The organism is Chelatococcus asaccharovorans (assembly GCF_003201475.1).
Lineage (GTDB): Bacteria > Pseudomonadota > Alphaproteobacteria > Rhizobiales > Beijerinckiaceae > Chelatococcus > Chelatococcus asaccharovorans.
Window position 1 is genome coordinate 323,737 of record NZ_QJJK01000007.1, and the last position, 14,251, is coordinate 337,987.

17 protein-coding genes and 4 pseudogenes are annotated in these 14,251 nt (G+C 60.4%); 15 read left to right on the forward strand and 6 right to left on the reverse strand.

Annotation, left to right across the window (positions count from 1 at the left end):
- Window positions 1-13: 13 nt before the first annotated feature.
- Window positions 14-232, reverse strand: a pseudogene (locus tag C7450_RS18230) (LysR family transcriptional regulator); the annotation flags it as partial.
- A gap of 199 nt (window positions 233-431) precedes the next feature.
- Window positions 432-1,379 carry a LysR substrate-binding domain-containing protein gene (locus C7450_RS18240; RefSeq protein ID WP_170147303.1) on the reverse strand — a complete coding sequence of 316 codons (948 nt, stop codon included), beginning with the start codon at window positions 1,377-1,379 and terminating at the stop codon, window positions 432-434.
- Between the two features lie 85 nt (window positions 1,380-1,464).
- Here C7450_RS18240 and C7450_RS18245 point away from each other — a divergent pair, with 85 nt between their 5' ends.
- Together C7450_RS18245 and C7450_RS35155 are read left to right on the forward strand one after the other, a co-directional pair.
- Window positions 1,465-2,280 (forward strand): SDR family NAD(P)-dependent oxidoreductase, encoded by an 816-nt coding sequence (locus C7450_RS18245; protein WP_281064277.1) that lies wholly within the window; start codon window positions 1,465-1,467, stop codon window positions 2,278-2,280.
- Entirely contained in the window at window positions 2,277-2,759 is a 483-nt protein-coding gene (locus C7450_RS35155; RefSeq protein WP_110375869.1) for a pyridoxamine 5'-phosphate oxidase family protein, read from the forward strand. The genes C7450_RS18245 and C7450_RS35155 overlap by 4 nt, the downstream gene beginning before the upstream one ends.
- A gap of 453 nt (window positions 2,760-3,212) precedes the next feature.
- Here C7450_RS35155 and C7450_RS18255 read toward each other — a convergent pair whose 3' ends face one another.
- Complete coding sequence (locus C7450_RS18255) at window positions 3,213-3,737, reverse strand: MarR family winged helix-turn-helix transcriptional regulator (protein WP_245449892.1); 525 nt, start codon at window positions 3,735-3,737, stop codon at window positions 3,213-3,215.
- Window positions 3,738-3,815: 78 nt separating this feature from the next.
- Between C7450_RS18255 and C7450_RS18260 the strand changes: the two genes are divergently transcribed.
- The 8 genes and pseudogenes from C7450_RS18260 to C7450_RS18290 all read left to right on the forward strand — a co-directional run bounded on the left by C7450_RS18260 (window position 3,816) and on the right by C7450_RS18290 (window position 7,547).
- Window positions 3,816-4,241 carry a DoxX family protein gene (locus C7450_RS18260; protein WP_110375870.1) on the forward strand — a complete coding sequence of 142 codons (426 nt, stop codon included), beginning with the start codon at window positions 3,816-3,818 and terminating at the stop codon, window positions 4,239-4,241.
- Entirely contained in the window at window positions 4,238-4,573 is a 336-nt protein-coding gene (locus C7450_RS18265) for a Rieske (2Fe-2S) protein (RefSeq protein WP_245449894.1), read from the forward strand. The genes C7450_RS18260 and C7450_RS18265 overlap by 4 nt, the downstream gene beginning before the upstream one ends.
- Before the next feature lie 3 nt (window positions 4,574-4,576).
- Entirely contained in the window at window positions 4,577-5,239 is a 663-nt protein-coding gene (locus C7450_RS18270) for a glutathione S-transferase family protein (protein ID WP_110375871.1), read from the forward strand.
- Window positions 5,240-5,331: 92 nt separating this feature from the next.
- Window positions 5,332-5,679, forward strand: a complete 348-nt coding sequence (locus C7450_RS18275; RefSeq protein ID WP_110375872.1) for a LysR family transcriptional regulator — start codon at window positions 5,332-5,334, stop codon at window positions 5,677-5,679.
- Window positions 5,680-5,708: 29 nt separating this feature from the next.
- Complete coding sequence (locus tag C7450_RS18280) at window positions 5,709-6,539, forward strand: DUF3313 domain-containing protein (protein WP_110375873.1); 831 nt, start codon at window positions 5,709-5,711, stop codon at window positions 6,537-6,539.
- Window positions 6,540-6,587: 48 nt separating this feature from the next.
- Window positions 6,588-6,716, forward strand: a pseudogene (gene tnpB, locus C7450_RS34905) (IS66 family insertion sequence element accessory protein TnpB); the annotation flags it as partial.
- A 396-nt stretch (window positions 6,717-7,112) separates the two neighbouring features.
- Window positions 7,113-7,241: pseudogene (locus C7450_RS34640) on the forward strand (nucleotidyl transferase AbiEii/AbiGii toxin family protein); the annotation flags it as partial.
- 27 nt (window positions 7,242-7,268) lie between these two features.
- On the forward strand, window positions 7,269-7,547 hold the full coding sequence (locus C7450_RS18290) for an ester cyclase (protein ID WP_110375875.1): 279 nt from the start codon (window positions 7,269-7,271) through the stop codon (window positions 7,545-7,547).
- Between the two features lie 105 nt (window positions 7,548-7,652).
- Here the strand turns inward: C7450_RS18290 and C7450_RS18295 are convergent, their stop codons facing one another.
- Window positions 7,653-8,981 carry an aminotransferase-like domain-containing protein gene (locus tag C7450_RS18295; protein ID WP_110375876.1) on the reverse strand — a complete coding sequence of 443 codons (1,329 nt, stop codon included), beginning with the start codon at window positions 8,979-8,981 and terminating at the stop codon, window positions 7,653-7,655.
- Between the two features lie 86 nt (window positions 8,982-9,067).
- Between C7450_RS18295 and C7450_RS18300 the strand changes: the two genes are divergently transcribed.
- Window positions 9,068-9,706, forward strand: a complete 639-nt coding sequence (locus C7450_RS18300) for a LysE family translocator (RefSeq protein ID WP_110375877.1) — start codon at window positions 9,068-9,070, stop codon at window positions 9,704-9,706.
- Between the two features lie 90 nt (window positions 9,707-9,796).
- Here C7450_RS18300 and C7450_RS18305 read toward each other — a convergent pair whose 3' ends face one another.
- Window positions 9,797-10,435, reverse strand: a complete 639-nt coding sequence (locus C7450_RS18305; protein WP_110375878.1) for a TetR/AcrR family transcriptional regulator — start codon at window positions 10,433-10,435, stop codon at window positions 9,797-9,799.
- An 86-nt stretch (window positions 10,436-10,521) separates the two neighbouring features.
- Here C7450_RS18305 and C7450_RS18310 point away from each other — a divergent pair, with 86 nt between their 5' ends.
- From C7450_RS18310 to C7450_RS18320, 3 genes and pseudogenes are all read left to right on the forward strand, one after another.
- Entirely contained in the window at window positions 10,522-11,565 is a 1,044-nt protein-coding gene (locus C7450_RS18310; protein WP_110375879.1) for a zinc-dependent alcohol dehydrogenase family protein, read from the forward strand.
- A gap of 17 nt (window positions 11,566-11,582) precedes the next feature.
- Window positions 11,583-11,771 carry an alpha/beta fold hydrolase gene (locus tag C7450_RS18315; RefSeq protein WP_110375880.1) on the forward strand — a complete coding sequence of 63 codons (189 nt, stop codon included), beginning with the start codon at window positions 11,583-11,585 and terminating at the stop codon, window positions 11,769-11,771.
- Window positions 11,772-11,853: 82 nt separating this feature from the next.
- A pseudogene (locus C7450_RS18320) lies at window positions 11,854-12,258 on the forward strand (putative quinol monooxygenase); the annotation flags it as partial.
- A 98-nt stretch (window positions 12,259-12,356) separates the two neighbouring features.
- On the opposite strand, the gene C7450_RS18325 reads toward C7450_RS18320, so the two are convergent.
- Window positions 12,357-12,824, reverse strand: coding sequence for a winged helix-turn-helix transcriptional regulator (locus tag C7450_RS18325; RefSeq protein WP_110376009.1), 468 nt, complete (start codon window positions 12,822-12,824; stop codon window positions 12,357-12,359).
- A 178-nt stretch (window positions 12,825-13,002) separates the two neighbouring features.
- Between C7450_RS18325 and C7450_RS18330 the strand changes: the two genes are divergently transcribed.
- Entirely contained in the window at window positions 13,003-13,923 is a 921-nt protein-coding gene (locus tag C7450_RS18330; protein WP_110375882.1) for an alpha/beta fold hydrolase, read from the forward strand.
- The last annotated feature ends 328 nt before the right edge of the window (window positions 13,924-14,251 follow it).

The window sequence follows — 14,251 nt, forward strand, 5'->3', positions numbered from 1 at the left end:
CTTTCGCGCGCCGCTATGCGGCCATCGCGCGGTGCTTCCGAAAAGCCGCGGCCAATGTGCGCAGCGCGGCCCGCGATTTGGGGTCGCTGAGGGTCGAGTGCAGCACGATCTCTGACGACGGCAGGCGCGGCAGCCTGAATCGTTCGCCGATTTCGATGGTGCCGGGCGGAGCAAGGCGACAGGAAAAGACGGCCAAGGCGAGCCCGGCCGAGACCGCTGCCGGCACCTGCGAAGGGGCCGTGATGACTATCGACCGTCTTGCGGCGTGCCTGCCCACCATCTGCATCTCTCGCGATGGCGCGAGCGCATCAAAGCTCGGCCAGCCGTGCGGCGTGGGATTGCGCTGCCGGCACCAGCAGCAGGACCCTGAACTCCAGATTCAAGTCCGCACGTTTTCATGGGCCTGGCAGCTTGCAAGCGACCGTATTCGATCAGTGAAGAGCGTCGGCCGAATATTGTGCGCCTCGATTGTGGTGCGTCACCGCATTGCGAAACGCGGAAAGAACCGGTGAGCGATTGTCCCGCCGCGACAGCATCGACACTTGAATTGCCGGTCGCTCTGTCAGTCTGCGAAACATGAGTGCACCACTCCAGCTTTCCATCACGCATACGGGCACGAGGCCTATGCCATAGCCGGCGGCGACCAACGCCAACGAGGCGGGCAATTCCTCAACCTCCTGAATACGCACTGTTCTCGCCGTGTCAGGGCCATGACAGAGGTGCACGAGCTGGTCGTAGGCGCCAGGTAAGGGGGCTCGCGGTAAGGTCATGAACGTCTCGTCGTCGAAATGTTGGAAGGATAAGTACGGTTGATTGGCCAAGCGATGATCTATTGGCAACGCCAGTACCATCTCTTCCGTCCATAGCGGTTCAAGAGCGAGTTCTGGCTTTCCCGAGACTGCGCCTTTCAATGTCGTCGAAACGGAAAGTAATCCGACATCGATTTCGCCAGATGCGATTGCGTCGATTTGATCGCGGGGCTGAGCTTGCTTGAGCCGCACTTCAACCTTTGGCTTTTTAAGTCGGAACATGGCCAGGATGGAAGCAAGGCGCCCAAGCATGGCGGCGCTCATGTATCCAATACCAAGCATTCCCATTTCGCCGCGGCCGACCATACCGACCTCCACGGCAGTCGCCTCCATTAACGCGAGCAACGACCGCGTGCGGTGCAGCAAGACGTGCCCTGCATCTGTCAACTCAATCGATCGCCGGTGACGGATGAACAAGCTGGCGCCAAGTTCGGCCTCGAGCGTCTGAATCTGCTGGCTCAAGGGGGGCTGCGAGATGTTCAGCACCTCCGCGGCCCTTCGGAAATTGAGCGCCTCAGCAACCGCGACGAAGTAGCGGAGCCGGCGCGTATCAAGTGATATGTTTTTCATATCAATTATCTCTAGAGATCGAATTGGACATATCAAACGCCGGATCGCAACCTCGCGCAAGATTTCATTCGCGCTGGAGCTGGTCATGAGCGCCTTAGTTGGTGTCCAAGATTTTTCCCGACTTTCACCGAATTCTGGGCGTCGAATCCTAATAGTCGGAGGGTGCGGTGGTATCGGCCGGCCGCTTGTAAAGGCTTGCGCTGAGATGGGGCTCGAAGTCGCTGTCTTCGCGCTTCAGCGTTCGATTGACGCACACCCGGTTCCAGAGGGCGTCATCGCCTTTGCAGTCGATGCCGCCGACGATAAATCCGTCAAGGAAGGTCTCAGCGCCCTTACGGCCCAATGGGATTCCGTTGATATTCTCGTTTTCCTCGTTGGCTTCATGTCAGTGCCGCCGTCTACTATCGAGGAAATGCCGATCGAGGAGTGGGACGCGATTGCTGCAGGTAATCTTCGTTCGGCGTTCATGGTAAGCGCCGCAACGCTGCCTTTGCTCAAACGAGGAAAGGAGCCGAACATTGTCATGGTGGGGTCTAGCCTCGCTTACAATCCGATCTCGGGAGAAAGCGCGTACGCGGCTGCAAAAGCCGGTCTTGTCGCTTTGACCAAATCGCTTGCGATCGAGAATGCGCCGAAGATCCGAGCGAACCTGGTTGCCCCCAGCGCCATAGAGACTTCTTTCTTGGCCGGCGGCGGCGGTGAGCGCGGGATCAAGGCGCTCAACTCAGGTGGCGACGAGTGGTTTCGCAAGATGAGCGATGCCTACGTTCCAACGATCCCGATGCGGCGCATCGCGCAGCCCGAAGACATAGTGGGACCTATCCTGTTTCTCGCCGGGCCGACAGCGAGCTTCATCACCGGGCAGGTCATCCACGTTAATGGCGGGAGGGTTACGCCATGACAAGCAGCCTGACGCTTGGCCCAGAGGCCATAGAATTGATCGAGCGAGCTGGATTGTCGTTTGTCGCGACCACAAACAACGACGGTTCCGCAAACCTCGCCCCGATCGCGTCACTCTCGGTGAGGGATGGTCTCCTATTCTTCGTGAACATGGCCTCTCGCACGACGATCGAGAATTTGCGGCGCGATCCAAGGGTTACCATTGCCGTCGCAGACATTTTTCAGCGACGCGGGGTTCGCTTGAGAGGGCAAGCGACGGTCCACGAACCGCCTTCGGTGGCCTACTCGACGGGAGCAGAGCACATATGGTCGAGCCATGGACGGCAATACCCGATCCATGAGGTCGTGACGATCACACTGCAGTCCGTAGAGCCTGTCTTGTCGCCAGCGTATCGATACGGAGGCCTTTCAGAAGGAGAAATAGAGTCGGCGTTTCTGCGCCGCTATGGGGTCGAGCGACTAGAGGGGCCGAAGGCGTGAGACGCATAGCTCATCGTATTGCGGCTCCTGTTCTGGCGCTTGCGTAACCTTTTCCTACTTGCGGGATTCCATAATAGTGTCAAGTTTACAAATAGCTATCCTATTCCAGGAACAGTTCTTACCGCTATATACCTTTGCGCGGCGTTTTGTCGTCGGTTCGATTTTATCTGCCACGCTGGCTGGCGCAATTCTCATTGGCATGTACGGTGTGCATATATTCTCGGCTCCGTGAGATGGGCCCCGCGATTTCATCCAGGAAACCGGGTTAGCTCGATTGAGCACGTCTCGGCGCTCTCTATATCGGCAGCAGGAGACTGGTATTGACGGGCCAACCTCATGCGCGGCGTTTGATGTGTCCAAACATCAGGCTGGCTGACGGCAAAGAGTTGACGCAGGTAATAGTCGAAAACAAACCTTGAACAGATGCCTCCAAATAGAGAATGGCGGCCTTGCTCACTGAGCTAGTTCACGAGCACGAACTGTGTTTGATGCCGTTTTCGGAATTGTCAGGTCGTCCTGACCGCCGATCAATCGGCCAAGCAGGTCGCCGAGGATTTCTGCCTCTTCCTCCGACAGGCGGTCACCAACCGCGCATTCTATTGCTCGGGCGTAGACGGGCCACATTTGGCGGCGGATGACCTTGCCCGCATCGGTCATAACGACCCGTTGCCCGCGGCCGTCATCGGTGCAAAGCTTTCGCTCGACATATCCGGCGGCTTCAATGCGGTCGATCAGCCGCGACAAATTATACTGCGCCAGAAGCATGGCGCGTTCCAGTTCGTACGGACGCAAGCCGTCCGGGCCGGCGCGTTCGACCTCAAGCAGCACGTCGTACCAAACCAGCGGCGGCAGGCCCGCCGCCTTCAGCGCACCTTCGATGGAACCCAGCGCGAGCTGCTGCGCCCGCATCAAGCGCGTCCAGGCGCGAATTACCGTGTCGGAAGGTCTCTTATCCATTTCGATATTATACAGGTACATGCAATTGCATCAAGCTTGACAGTTAGATGCAATTGCATTAAACAACATGCAACTGCATCTACTGGAGGCGGAAAGCCAATGAAACCCTCGTCTGACCTGGCGGCGCTTGTGCTGCGCCTGAGTCTAGGGGGCATGTATCTTGCCCACAGTATTGTGTTGAAGGTTCTGACCTATGGGTTCGACGGGACGGCGGCCTTTTTCGTCAAGGCGGGACTGCCCGGCTGGCTGGCCTATGTCACCATTACGGGTGAAGTGCTCGGCGGTGTCCTGCTGATCCTCGGCCTTCAAACGCGCTGGGTGGTTGTGGCCCTGTCTCCGGCCCTGCTGGGGGCCATTATCTGGGTTCATGCCGCCAATGGCTGGGTCTTCACCGCGCCCGGCGGCGGCTGGGAATACCCGGCCTTTCTTCTGGCCGTCAGCTTCGTTCAATTCCTGCTGGGCGATGGCGCCTATGCCGTGTCGCGCGTTCTTGCCGGCCCGCGCTCCATCACCGAGCAGCCATGAAATCGTCATTCAATGAGGAGATCATCATGAAACACGAGCTTTGCAAGATTGCCGACATTCCTCGGGCCGGCACGATCGTCGTCCCGTTCTTTGGCCGTGAAGTGCATGTCTACAGAAGCGAAGATACGATTAAGGCGGCGGCCAATGTATGCCTGCATTTCGGGGGGCCACTGGAATGCAAGGAAGGCAGGCTTGTCTGCCCTTGGCACAATGCCGCCTTCGACATGACCACCGGCGAGCGCACCGAAGGCCCGGCACCCAAGGGGTCGCGCCTCATGTTCCTGTCGACGCGCATCGAAGGCGATGACCTGTTTTATGTCTGGGGTGAGTGAACGATGAGCCGTCTTACGCTGATCAGTCACCATCTCTGTCCCTATGTGCAGCGCGCTGTGATCGCGCTCACGGAAAAGTCGGTGCCTTTTGAGCGCATCGACATCGATTTGGCCAACAAGCCTGACTGGTTCCTGGCGATCTCACCCTTGGGCAAGACGCCGGTGCTCAAAGTGGGCGAGCATGCCATTTTCGAGAGCGCCGTTATTCTCGAATATCTGGAAGAGACCGAACCCCATCCCCTCCACCCTGTCGATCCGCTCGCGCGCGCCGAGCATCGTTCGTGGATCGAGTTCGGATCGTCGATCCTGAACGACATCGCTGGGCTCTATAACGCGGCGGATGCCACGGCCTTCGAGGTCAAGGTCGATTCGATCGCGGCAAAATTCGTTCAGATCGAAGCGAGGTTGACGGATGGTCCCTATTTCGCCGGGGCTGAGTTTTCTCTGGTAGATGCCATCTTCGGACCGATATTCCGCTATTTCGATGTCTTCGACCGGATTGAAGATTTCGGCATATTTGCAGACAAGCCGAAAGTTACGGCTTGGCGGACGGCTATTGCTGCGCGCCCGTCCGTACAACGCGCCGTCGCGGCGGATTACCAGCAGCGCCTTTTGGCCTTTCTCGCGGTGCGACCTTCTTACCTTGCAGGCTTGAGGAAAGCATAGGGAGCTCGGAACATGGCGATGGATCATCTTCCCACCGAAACGGAAAGTGACGCTACGACGCGAAGTACACTTCACTCCCAAAGGGGGTAGTTGTGCCCGTCCAGGTCCGCCATCTCAACTACGTTATTGCTGCGGCGGATTATGGCAGCTTCCGTCGAGCGGCTGCTGCATTGGGCGTTCAGGAGTCGGCGATCAGCCGCCGTATCCGCGAACTGGAAGAAAGGGTTGGCACAGCGTTCTTCGTCCGCTCTTCGAGTGGAGTGACACTCACCCAAGCGGGCGAGCAATTTGTCCAACGTGGTCGAAAGGCGCTGTCAGAAATCGGCCTTGCACGGATCGAAGCAACGGCGATCGGACGTCGCGAAGACGGGCACGTCAGCATGGGAACGACAAGCCGAACGGAACCGCCGGGCTGCTGCCCCATTTCGCGCCTGGGGTGACGTGCTTCCGACGCAAGGATGGCCCGAAAATGATTGACTTAAAATCCGCCTGCTTTGCATTGCCCATAATTCTGACGGCTGCTGGGTGTGCATCCGTGCCTCTGCAGGAAGGAGGCACGCTGACCTCGTACACCAATCTCGGTGAGCCGAAGGGGTCTTTCTCGAAATCAAGAAACTACGTCGATACAAACGTCGTGGCCGCGGCAACGACCGTCAGCATCATGCCAACCGCCTACTCGCCTGGTGCAAAATCACGCGTAACGACCGAGCAAGATCGCGTCCTGGTGTCGAGAGCATTGGATCGCGAATTATGCGTTGCGTTGAGCGACAAGTATGAGATCGTCGCCCCGGGCCAGCCCGCTGATCTAAAAGTCCGGGCTGTCGTCACCGATGTGTTGCCAACCGACAAGGTTATGGCGGGCGTTTCGACCGCCGTTACTCTGGGAAGCGGCGCTGTTCTGCCCGTTGGTATTCCACGCCTTCCGATCGGGCTGGGTGGGCTTGCGGTCGAGGCGGAGGCTACCGACCGTACCGGCGTCCAACGTGCGGCAATGGTGTGGGCTCGCGGCGCGAATTCGATCACGAACACCCCCCGCGTCTCAGAGGTTGGTGACGCCTATAGTCTCGCCTCTACATTCGGCGATGAATTTTCACGGATGCTTATCACCGGAAAGGAGCCGCAGCCGCTTGATCTGAGTTTACCGTCCGGCCAGCACATACAGTCCTGGCTCGGCGGCGAGCCAAAATATGCAGCCTGCGACGCTTTTGGTCGTTCCTCTGGACTTGCAAGGGCGCTCCTCGACAAGGTCGGCGCTCCTCCCGAGTGGACAGACAAATCGGCAGAGTCCCCGCCGCAATGATGATCAGACTCGGATTGGCGGCGTGTGCGCTGACGCTCACAGTATGGCATGGCAGCGGACGGCACCGGCGTGGTGCTCGTCGCCAAGCGGCTGGAGGTTGGCGAATTCCGCTGGCCGAAGATCGAGGACGGCGTGCTGCGGTTGACAGCGGCGCAGGCCCTGTTCGAGGGTCTAGACCGGCGCCGGGTGATGAGCCACACCGGAGGACGGTGCCAGTCGCGGAAAGCTGAGAGCCCTCGCAAGCCACTGGCGAATATGATTGAAGGCGACATCGATTTCGGAGTGCTCGCTGACGAATACATCATCGTCAGCGAAGGTGCTCCTGGAAAGGAAGTCGACGACGATCTTGTCAAGCGGCTTGCCGATCTTGGGCGCCATCCTGGAGTTCACCATCAGGCAGTCGGCGGGGACAGCTTAATGCACCTCGTGGCGCTCGGGCGTGGTTTGACCATAATCGGCGAAACGACAACGGCAGCACTATTCCCGGGTGTCACGTTCGCCCGACCGCGGACGAAATCCTTCCGTTCTGCGCAATTTGGTCGCCCAGCAACGATAATGCCGCTTTGCGTCGACTTGCCGAAGACCCGCAGCGAGGAGAAGCGCTGGTCGAGCGAGGTCCGCAAGCGACTGCCCGAGTGGGTGGCGGGAACGGCGCAGCCGACCATCGCGAATGCGCTGGCCAGCGAGGGATTGGCGGCGGCGAGACCATGACGATGATCGTCGGTCACAGTGCCTTTCCGTTGGGCGCGGCGCATAAGCGATTTTCAAAACGTGCTGACGAACGCGCGCAACGACATCCTCGAAGTCTTCGCCAACGCGACCGGCGACCGCGTGGTTGCGCGGTGGATGTGCTCGGGTCTCAACAACGGGATGTTCGGGCTTCCCGCCGATGGGCGTCCCGTCAGGTTCTCGGGGATCGCCATCTGGCGTGTCGAGAGCGGACGACTCGCCGAATGCTGGATAGAACGCGCAGGTCTTGAGGCCTTTAAGGATCTGGCGGGCGCCTGACGGTTTGTATCGGCCGAGGCGCGCTCGATCATACCGATCAGCTCGGCTTAGACGCCTCTGCGGACGCAGGCCAGAGAGCCGCGCGACCGGCCGCTACGTCGGTCGTCACTCGACATCGGGGTTGTCGTCGCTGACCAAATGACGAAGTGTCTGCAGGCCAGCAAGCAGAGCGTCCCGTGGCGGAGCCGAAAGAGCAATTCGCACGGCGTTCGGCGCGTGTCCGGGGCGGGCGGTGAAGGCGCTGCCTGGAGAAATGGCGATGCCCTGTCGGAATGCCGCCGCAACGAAGGAATCGACCCGCCATGCGCGCGGCAGCTCCAGCCAGAGCTGGTAAGCGCGAGGATCACCTTTGACATTGAGGCCAGCCAAAGCAGCGCGAGCCATGACCTGTCGTGCAGAGGCATCTTCCCGCTTGAGTTTGGCAATTTGATCCGCGGTACCATCGACCATCAATTGCAAGCCAACAGCCAGCGGCAATCCCGCAGCAGACCAAGCACCCGAGCGGACGCTCTGAGCGATCCGCTCGGTAAGGCCAGCAGGAGAGGCAATGAAGCCCAACGTCATCCCCGGCGCGATGCGTTTGGACAAACTGTCGACAAGGATGACCTGATCGGGTGCGAGAGCCGCCAGCGGCGCCTCATCGGCGAGAAAACTATAGATCGCATCCTCGATCGCAATCAGCCCGGTTCGTTTGAGAATTGCTGCAATATCTCTGCGCCGGGCGTCATCCATGGTGATGCCCAAAGGATTGTGAAGGCATGGCTGCAGGTAGATCGCTCTCAACGGGCCTGAACGATGCGCCTCCATAAGCGCGTCGGGCACTATCCCTTTTTGGTCGAGCTTGAGTGGTGCTAGCGATATTCCGAGCCGCGCGGCGATGCCTTTCACGACCGGGTAGGTCAGGGCCTCGACGCCGATCCTGTCGCCTGGCGCTGCCAACGCTGCCATGACGGAGGCAATCGCCTGCTTCCCGTTTCCGGTGAACAGGATGCCCTCGGCACCCGGTTTCCATCCAGCGCGACCAAGAAATTCTGCTGCGACCGCTCGCGCCTGGGTCGTGGCGGCCGTTCCAACAGGGCGGAGCGCTTGATGAATGGTATCCAGGCGAAGAGTTGCTTGGAGGGCTTGGATCAAGGCGGCGCCCTGTTCTGGCAGCAGCGGAAAGTTCAGCTCGAGATCAAGTGGAGCAAAGCTCGGCTCGGTAAGAGCTGGAGCGGGCTGTGCGAGTGCGGTGCGAACATAGGTTCCTCGGCCGACTTCTCCCGAAATCAACCCTCGGCGCGTCAGTTCCGCATAAACCCGGCTCGCCGTCGACGCCGCGATGCGATGCCGATAGGCAAACTGGCGCTGCGGCGGAAGTCGCTCTCCGGGGCGGAGACGACCGGACGTGATGTCGGACGCAACGGCATCGGCGATATCGCGGAAGTCGTTCATTAAATTGCTCCGAGTGCAATATATAAATTGCACCGATACTACTGCCGGGACAATTTGGCAAACAGCCTCGGTTCGGAGAATTGACGATGGTGCCTTTGGTCAGCCTGGCAATGTTTGCCCTGGTTTCGCTCGGGATGGTTCTGACCCCCGGTCCGAACATGATCTACCTGATTACACGCTCCATCTGCCAAGGGCGGAGAGCGGGATTCATATCCCTGTTGGGGGTTATATTCGGCTTTGTATTCTACATGTTTTGCGCAGCATTTGGCCTGACGGCAATTCTACTTGCCGTTCCCTATGCCTACGAGGCAATCCAGTGGGTGGGGGCTGCATATCTGCTCTACTTGGCCTGGGGCACGATCAAACCCGGTGCCCGATCCGTTCTCTCTCCAAGGACAGATCTGGATATCGACGGGCCGCGCAAGCTCTTCATGATGGGCTTCGTCACGAACCTGTTAAACCCGAAGATCGCAGTGCTTTATCTGTCGTTGCTCCCTCAGTTCATCGACCCGTTTGAAGGGCATCTGCTGCTGCAAAGCATCACCCTTGGTTTGACGCAGATCGCGGTCAGCTTCTCCGTCAACCTCGCCATCGTCTTCGCGGCCGGTTCCGTCGCCAGTTGGTTTTCTACGCGGCCGACCTGGTTGAAGATCCAGCGTTGGGTAATGGCGGGCGTACTGACGGCGCTGGCATCAAGACTGGCGCTCGATCACAGGCAGGTGTGAGATCGAAGATGAGGGACGAGGCGGCAGACCGTCCTTCGCTGCGGAATTGTAAGGCGTACAGGGAGCTGACCATCGCCTGACGGGTTCGTATTATGACTCCGGGTGGCGATCCGAAGTCGCTTCGCCGGGCCAGGCGCTCAGCGCCGTCGTGGCGACGGCATCCAGCACGTCGCGTTCGACGCCGTCGCGCGCCTGGATCGACAGGCCCTGAACGACCGCCGCATAGAAGGCAGCCAGCGCCTCCGTGTCGGTCGAGGGCGCAAGCTCGCCTTCGATCACGGCGCGATCGAACCGCGCCTTGATCGCGGCGATCGTCGCCACTCTTCGCCGGGACAGATCCGCGACCACCAAGGTGTGCTCGGGCGCGCAGGTCACCGCGCCGCTGGCCAGCATGCAGCCACGCGGTGCCGGCCCTTCGGAATAGACCGCCACTGACTCCTGCAGGATGCGTTCTACCGCCCGGCGCGCCGTCGGCTCCTCAGCCAGCGCCCGTGCGGTGAAGGAGCCATAGGACGCGCCGTAGCGGTCCAACGCCTCCTGATAGAGCCGCTCCTTGCTGCCGAACGCGGTGTAGAGGCTCGGCGGGGTCACGCCCATGGCTGCCGTTAGGTCGGCGATGGAGGTGCCCTCGTAGCCGTGCCGCCAGAAAAGCTGCAGCGCCGTTTCCAGCGCCTCGTCGCGGTCGAGTGCGCGCGGTCGCCCGCGGGGCCGCTTTTCGATCATTTTCATAGCAGTCAATGTAAAAATATCTTGACCGGCGCGCAATCGCCTAATTGACTAGCGGTCACTATTTTAATCCTCGCAAGGAGAAGACCGTGACCAAAGCTGCCGTATCGCCATCAGTCACACACCGCGCTTACCGGCTCGTTCCGACCGATGGCGGTAGCCGTCTCAACCAGGTCGAGGATGCGGCGCCGGTGCCAGGGCAGGGCGACGTGCTGGTGAGGGTGGAAGCCGCGAGCCTCAACTACCGCGACCTGCTCGTCCTACGCGGTCAACTCGGAGCCGTGCGTGAAGGGCTGGTTCCGCTCTCCGACGGCGCGGGGCGAGTCGTGGCGACGGGCAAGAGCGTGACGCGCTGGCGCGAGGGGGATCGCGTGGCGCCGATCTTCTATCGGGACTGGGTAGCCGGTCCCTATCGCGAGGCATATGGGCGAGCGGCCCTCGGCGGTGGCGACACCGATGGCGTGCTCGCGGATCTGATCACCGTTCCCGAAGCCTCGCTGGTGCGCATTCCCGACGAGCTGAGCTTCGAGGAGGCCGCCACCTTGCCATGCGCGGCCTTGACCGCCTGGCAGGCGCTCATGGTCCGCGGCGGCATCGCAGCCGGCGACACGCTTCTGGTTCAGGGCACCGGCGGCGTCGCGCTCTTCGGACTGCAGATCGCGAGCACCGTGGGGGCGAGGACGATAGTGCTGTCGTCTTCCGACGAAAAGCGCAAGCGGGCCGAAGCGCTCGGCGCCTTCGCAACGGTGAACTACCGCACGACGCCGGACTGGGACGTCGCGGTGCGCGAACTGACCGATGGGCTCGGCGTCTCGCACATCCTGGAGCTCGGCGGGCCGGACACCTTCGACCGTTCGCTACGTGCGCTCGCGGCCTGGGGGCACATTGCCCAGATCGGCGTCTTCACGGGCTTCGGACCGCGCTCGAACCTCATTCGTCTTCAGCAGATCAACGGCACCATCGACGGCATCAATGTCGGCTCGGCCGAGCAGTTCGAGGCGATGAACGCCTTCCTCGTCGAGCACCGCATCAAGCCGGTCATCGACAGGAGCTTCGCGTTCGACGAGGCGGGGGCGGCCTATGACGAACTCGCGAGCGGCCGCCACTTCGGCAAGCTCGTCGTCCGCTTTTGAGGCCAGGGGGAAATGCCATGCCATTCGTAACGAACCACGGCGTCCAACTCGCATACGATGTTTCGGGCAACGGTCCCGATCTCCTGCTCATTGCCGGCACATCGGCGGATCGCGGCCTCTGGGCCCAGTTCCGGCCGGCGCTCGACGAGAAATTCAGGACCATCGCCTTCGACAATCGCGACTCTGGGGCAAGCGCCGATGATTGAGGATCCGGCAGCCTTCCTGACCGCTGTCGTCGGCTTCCTCGACGGGCGATGAGACGTCGTATCGAAGGCCGCGAATTGTGCGGCGGTTGCTGGTCCGGTCCACGACTTCGGACGGCCACCGCGGAGACACCGCCCGATGCGCTTTTTGATGCCGCTAACGGATAGAGGTTCGGAAATGACCCAGCTTGCCATCATCGGAACAATTATCGCCCAGTCGGGCAAACGAGAAGAAGTGCTTGAGGCCGTCCTTCGTCACCGCACGCGGTGTTTGAAGGAAGAGGCGGGGGCTATCGCATTTGAGGTTTTGATCCCAGTGGAGGACGAGACCACGCTTATTCTGTACGAGCTCTACGCAGACGAGGCAGCCTTATCGGCCCACCTGAATGGCAAGAGTCTCCTGACGCTTCAGGGAGAGGTGGCATCCAAGGTCGTCCGCCTGACCGGCGTTCGGTGCACACTCAAGGGAAGTCCGGAGATTGCTGCCTAGCGGACCACGGAAATTCCATAGGATACCGATTCCTATGCTTGTTCGAATACCTGATTAGCCATTCAGATGAAGGTTCGTCGCTACGCGAGAGCGCAGTTTCATCGCCAAGCATGTGTTGAACTCGTCGGCGGACGGACGACAGTATCTTCGGGCCCCAGAACCCGCCCGTCTTGGGAACGAAGCTCCAGCTTCCGCACCGGAAGGCCGCTCTTCCTATCGACCAGCAGGACATGAGCCTCGTCAGGCTCAAAGAAGAAGTCCTCGCCCCACTGCCTGAGAGCGACGAGGAGCGGAAACAGGCCGCGTCCCTTTTCTGTCAGCACGTATTCCTGGTAGGGGCTGCCGTCGGACGCCGGGACGGTGTCCATAATGCCGTGGGCGACGAGGTTGCGCAGTCGCGCCGCGAGGACGTTCTTCGCAAGTCCTAGGTTCTTTTGAAACTCTCCGAACCGGCGCAAGCCATCGAAAGCATCTCGAACGATCAACAACGACCACCAGTCACCGATTGCATCCAACGGCCTGGCAACACCGCACATCGAGTCTTTATGGCTGACTCGCTTGACCATCGTGACTTGCTCCCCCCGCTCGATCTCCCGCGTCCCCCTTCCCATCGAAATCGGGAAGATCGCGGCTTTCGCTAGATATAGTGGTTGCAAGTTGAAACCTCAAGCGGTATCAACAAGCTTGGTTTTAACTTGAAACTCCGGACGTCAGCTTGCGCAGGCTCCGGGATTGGAGACATCGATGACCAGAGCCGATGCCACGTTCGGCAGCAGCTTCCCTTACGCGCCGCATTTCACCGATGTCCCCGGCTATCGCATGCACTATGTCGATGAGGGGCCCCGCGGAGCAGCGGTCGTTCTCTGCCTGCACGGTGAGCCCACCTGGGGCTACCTGTTCCGCCACCTGATTCCCGTGTTGAGCGCAACACACCGCGTCGTCGTCCCGGACCATATGGGCTTCGGAAAAAGCGATACGCCGCCGGACCGGTCGTACTGGTTGCAGGATCACATCGACAATCTGGAGCGCTTCGTTCTTTCGCTCGATCTGAACGACATCACCCTCGTGATGCATGACTTTGGCGGCCCTGTCGGCATGGGGCTCGCCGCCCGCCATCCCGATCGCATTCAACGCGTGATCTCGACCAACGGGCCGACCCCGTTTGGCCAGGCCGATCTTGTCGAACGAGTCACGGCGAATGCCGGCGTGTCGCCGTGGTTCCAATGGATCGCGAAGGCAGAGGCGGACGGCAGTCTCGAACCGGTCCTGGGACAGCTCGGCTTCAATATCCTGAGCACGCTGAAGCTCAACGGTTTCGAAAACCACACTCTGATCACGGACACCTGGCTCGACGCATACGGGTCGCCTTTCGCAAGTACTGCCGAGTGTCTCGGCGCAATCGGCTGGGCCAAGGGCTTTGCGACCGGAGCGCACCGGTTCGAGACGCCCGACGCGGCCGCCGATCGGGCAATTCGCTCCAGACCTGCCATTGCCATTTGGGGTGAGGCAGACCGGACGCTCCACGCCGAGCATTTTCTGCCGCTCTTCACTCAAATCTTTCCGTCCGCGCCCGTGCAGCGCCTGGCCGGCGTCGGTCACTACTGCCTCGAAGACGCCCCAGACAAAGTCGGCAGGCTGATCACGGATTTCATCCAGCAGACCTGAGCGCGCGGCAATCTCTGTTCCCCAGCATCGGTGAACGATCTCCAGGTGTCGATGGGCCAAGCAAACGGAAGCGTCGTCGGGTCTAGTGCGGTTGCAAATTAAAACTACTGAGTTGGATTTGACATGCGGATTGAACGCAAGCTCCGGGCGACGGATCACGCGCTTGAACAGATCAGCGGGTGGCTGAAACCGCTTCGGGCCGCTCGCGACAGGCTCGCTAGCGGATGGCTGCGCCGTGTCGGAGGCCAAGGCTGAATCTTCTTGTGAAATTGTCTGCTCGCGTTTCATGTCGATCGCCTTCGATCGCTGTGGAATGACTGCGACCAAG

What these genes read in the sequence shown, in the direction of transcription:
- C7450_RS18240 (WP_170147303.1), bottom strand. Translation starts at nt 1,379, where the DNA reads ATGAAAAACATATCACTTGATACGCGCCGGCTCCGCTACTTCGTCGCG.
- C7450_RS18245 (WP_281064277.1), top strand. Translation starts at nt 1,465, where the DNA reads ATGAGCGCCTTAGTTGGTGTCCAAGATTTTTCCCGACTTTCACCGAAT.
- C7450_RS35155 (WP_110375869.1), top strand. Translation starts at nt 2,277, where the DNA reads ATGACAAGCAGCCTGACGCTTGGCCCAGAGGCCATAGAATTGATCGAG.
- C7450_RS18255 (WP_245449892.1), bottom strand. Translation starts at nt 3,737, where the DNA reads ATGTACCTGTATAATATCGAAATGGATAAGAGACCTTCCGACACGGTA.
- C7450_RS18260 (WP_110375870.1), top strand. Translation starts at nt 3,816, where the DNA reads ATGAAACCCTCGTCTGACCTGGCGGCGCTTGTGCTGCGCCTGAGTCTA.
- C7450_RS18265 (WP_245449894.1), top strand. Translation starts at nt 4,238, where the DNA reads ATGAAATCGTCATTCAATGAGGAGATCATCATGAAACACGAGCTTTGC.
- C7450_RS18270 (WP_110375871.1), top strand. Translation starts at nt 4,577, where the DNA reads ATGAGCCGTCTTACGCTGATCAGTCACCATCTCTGTCCCTATGTGCAG.
- C7450_RS18280 (WP_110375873.1), top strand. Translation starts at nt 5,709, where the DNA reads ATGATTGACTTAAAATCCGCCTGCTTTGCATTGCCCATAATTCTGACG.
- C7450_RS18295 (WP_110375876.1), bottom strand. Translation starts at nt 8,981, where the DNA reads ATGAACGACTTCCGCGATATCGCCGATGCCGTTGCGTCCGACATCACG.
- C7450_RS18300 (WP_110375877.1), top strand. Translation starts at nt 9,068, where the DNA reads ATGGTGCCTTTGGTCAGCCTGGCAATGTTTGCCCTGGTTTCGCTCGGG.
- C7450_RS18305 (WP_110375878.1), bottom strand. Translation starts at nt 10,435, where the DNA reads ATGAAAATGATCGAAAAGCGGCCCCGCGGGCGACCGCGCGCACTCGAC.
- C7450_RS18315 (WP_110375880.1), top strand. Translation starts at nt 11,583, where the DNA reads ATGCCATTCGTAACGAACCACGGCGTCCAACTCGCATACGATGTTTCG.
- C7450_RS18325 (WP_110376009.1), bottom strand. Translation starts at nt 12,824, where the DNA reads ATGGTCAAGCGAGTCAGCCATAAAGACTCGATGTGCGGTGTTGCCAGG.
- C7450_RS18330 (WP_110375882.1), top strand. Translation starts at nt 13,003, where the DNA reads ATGACCAGAGCCGATGCCACGTTCGGCAGCAGCTTCCCTTACGCGCCG.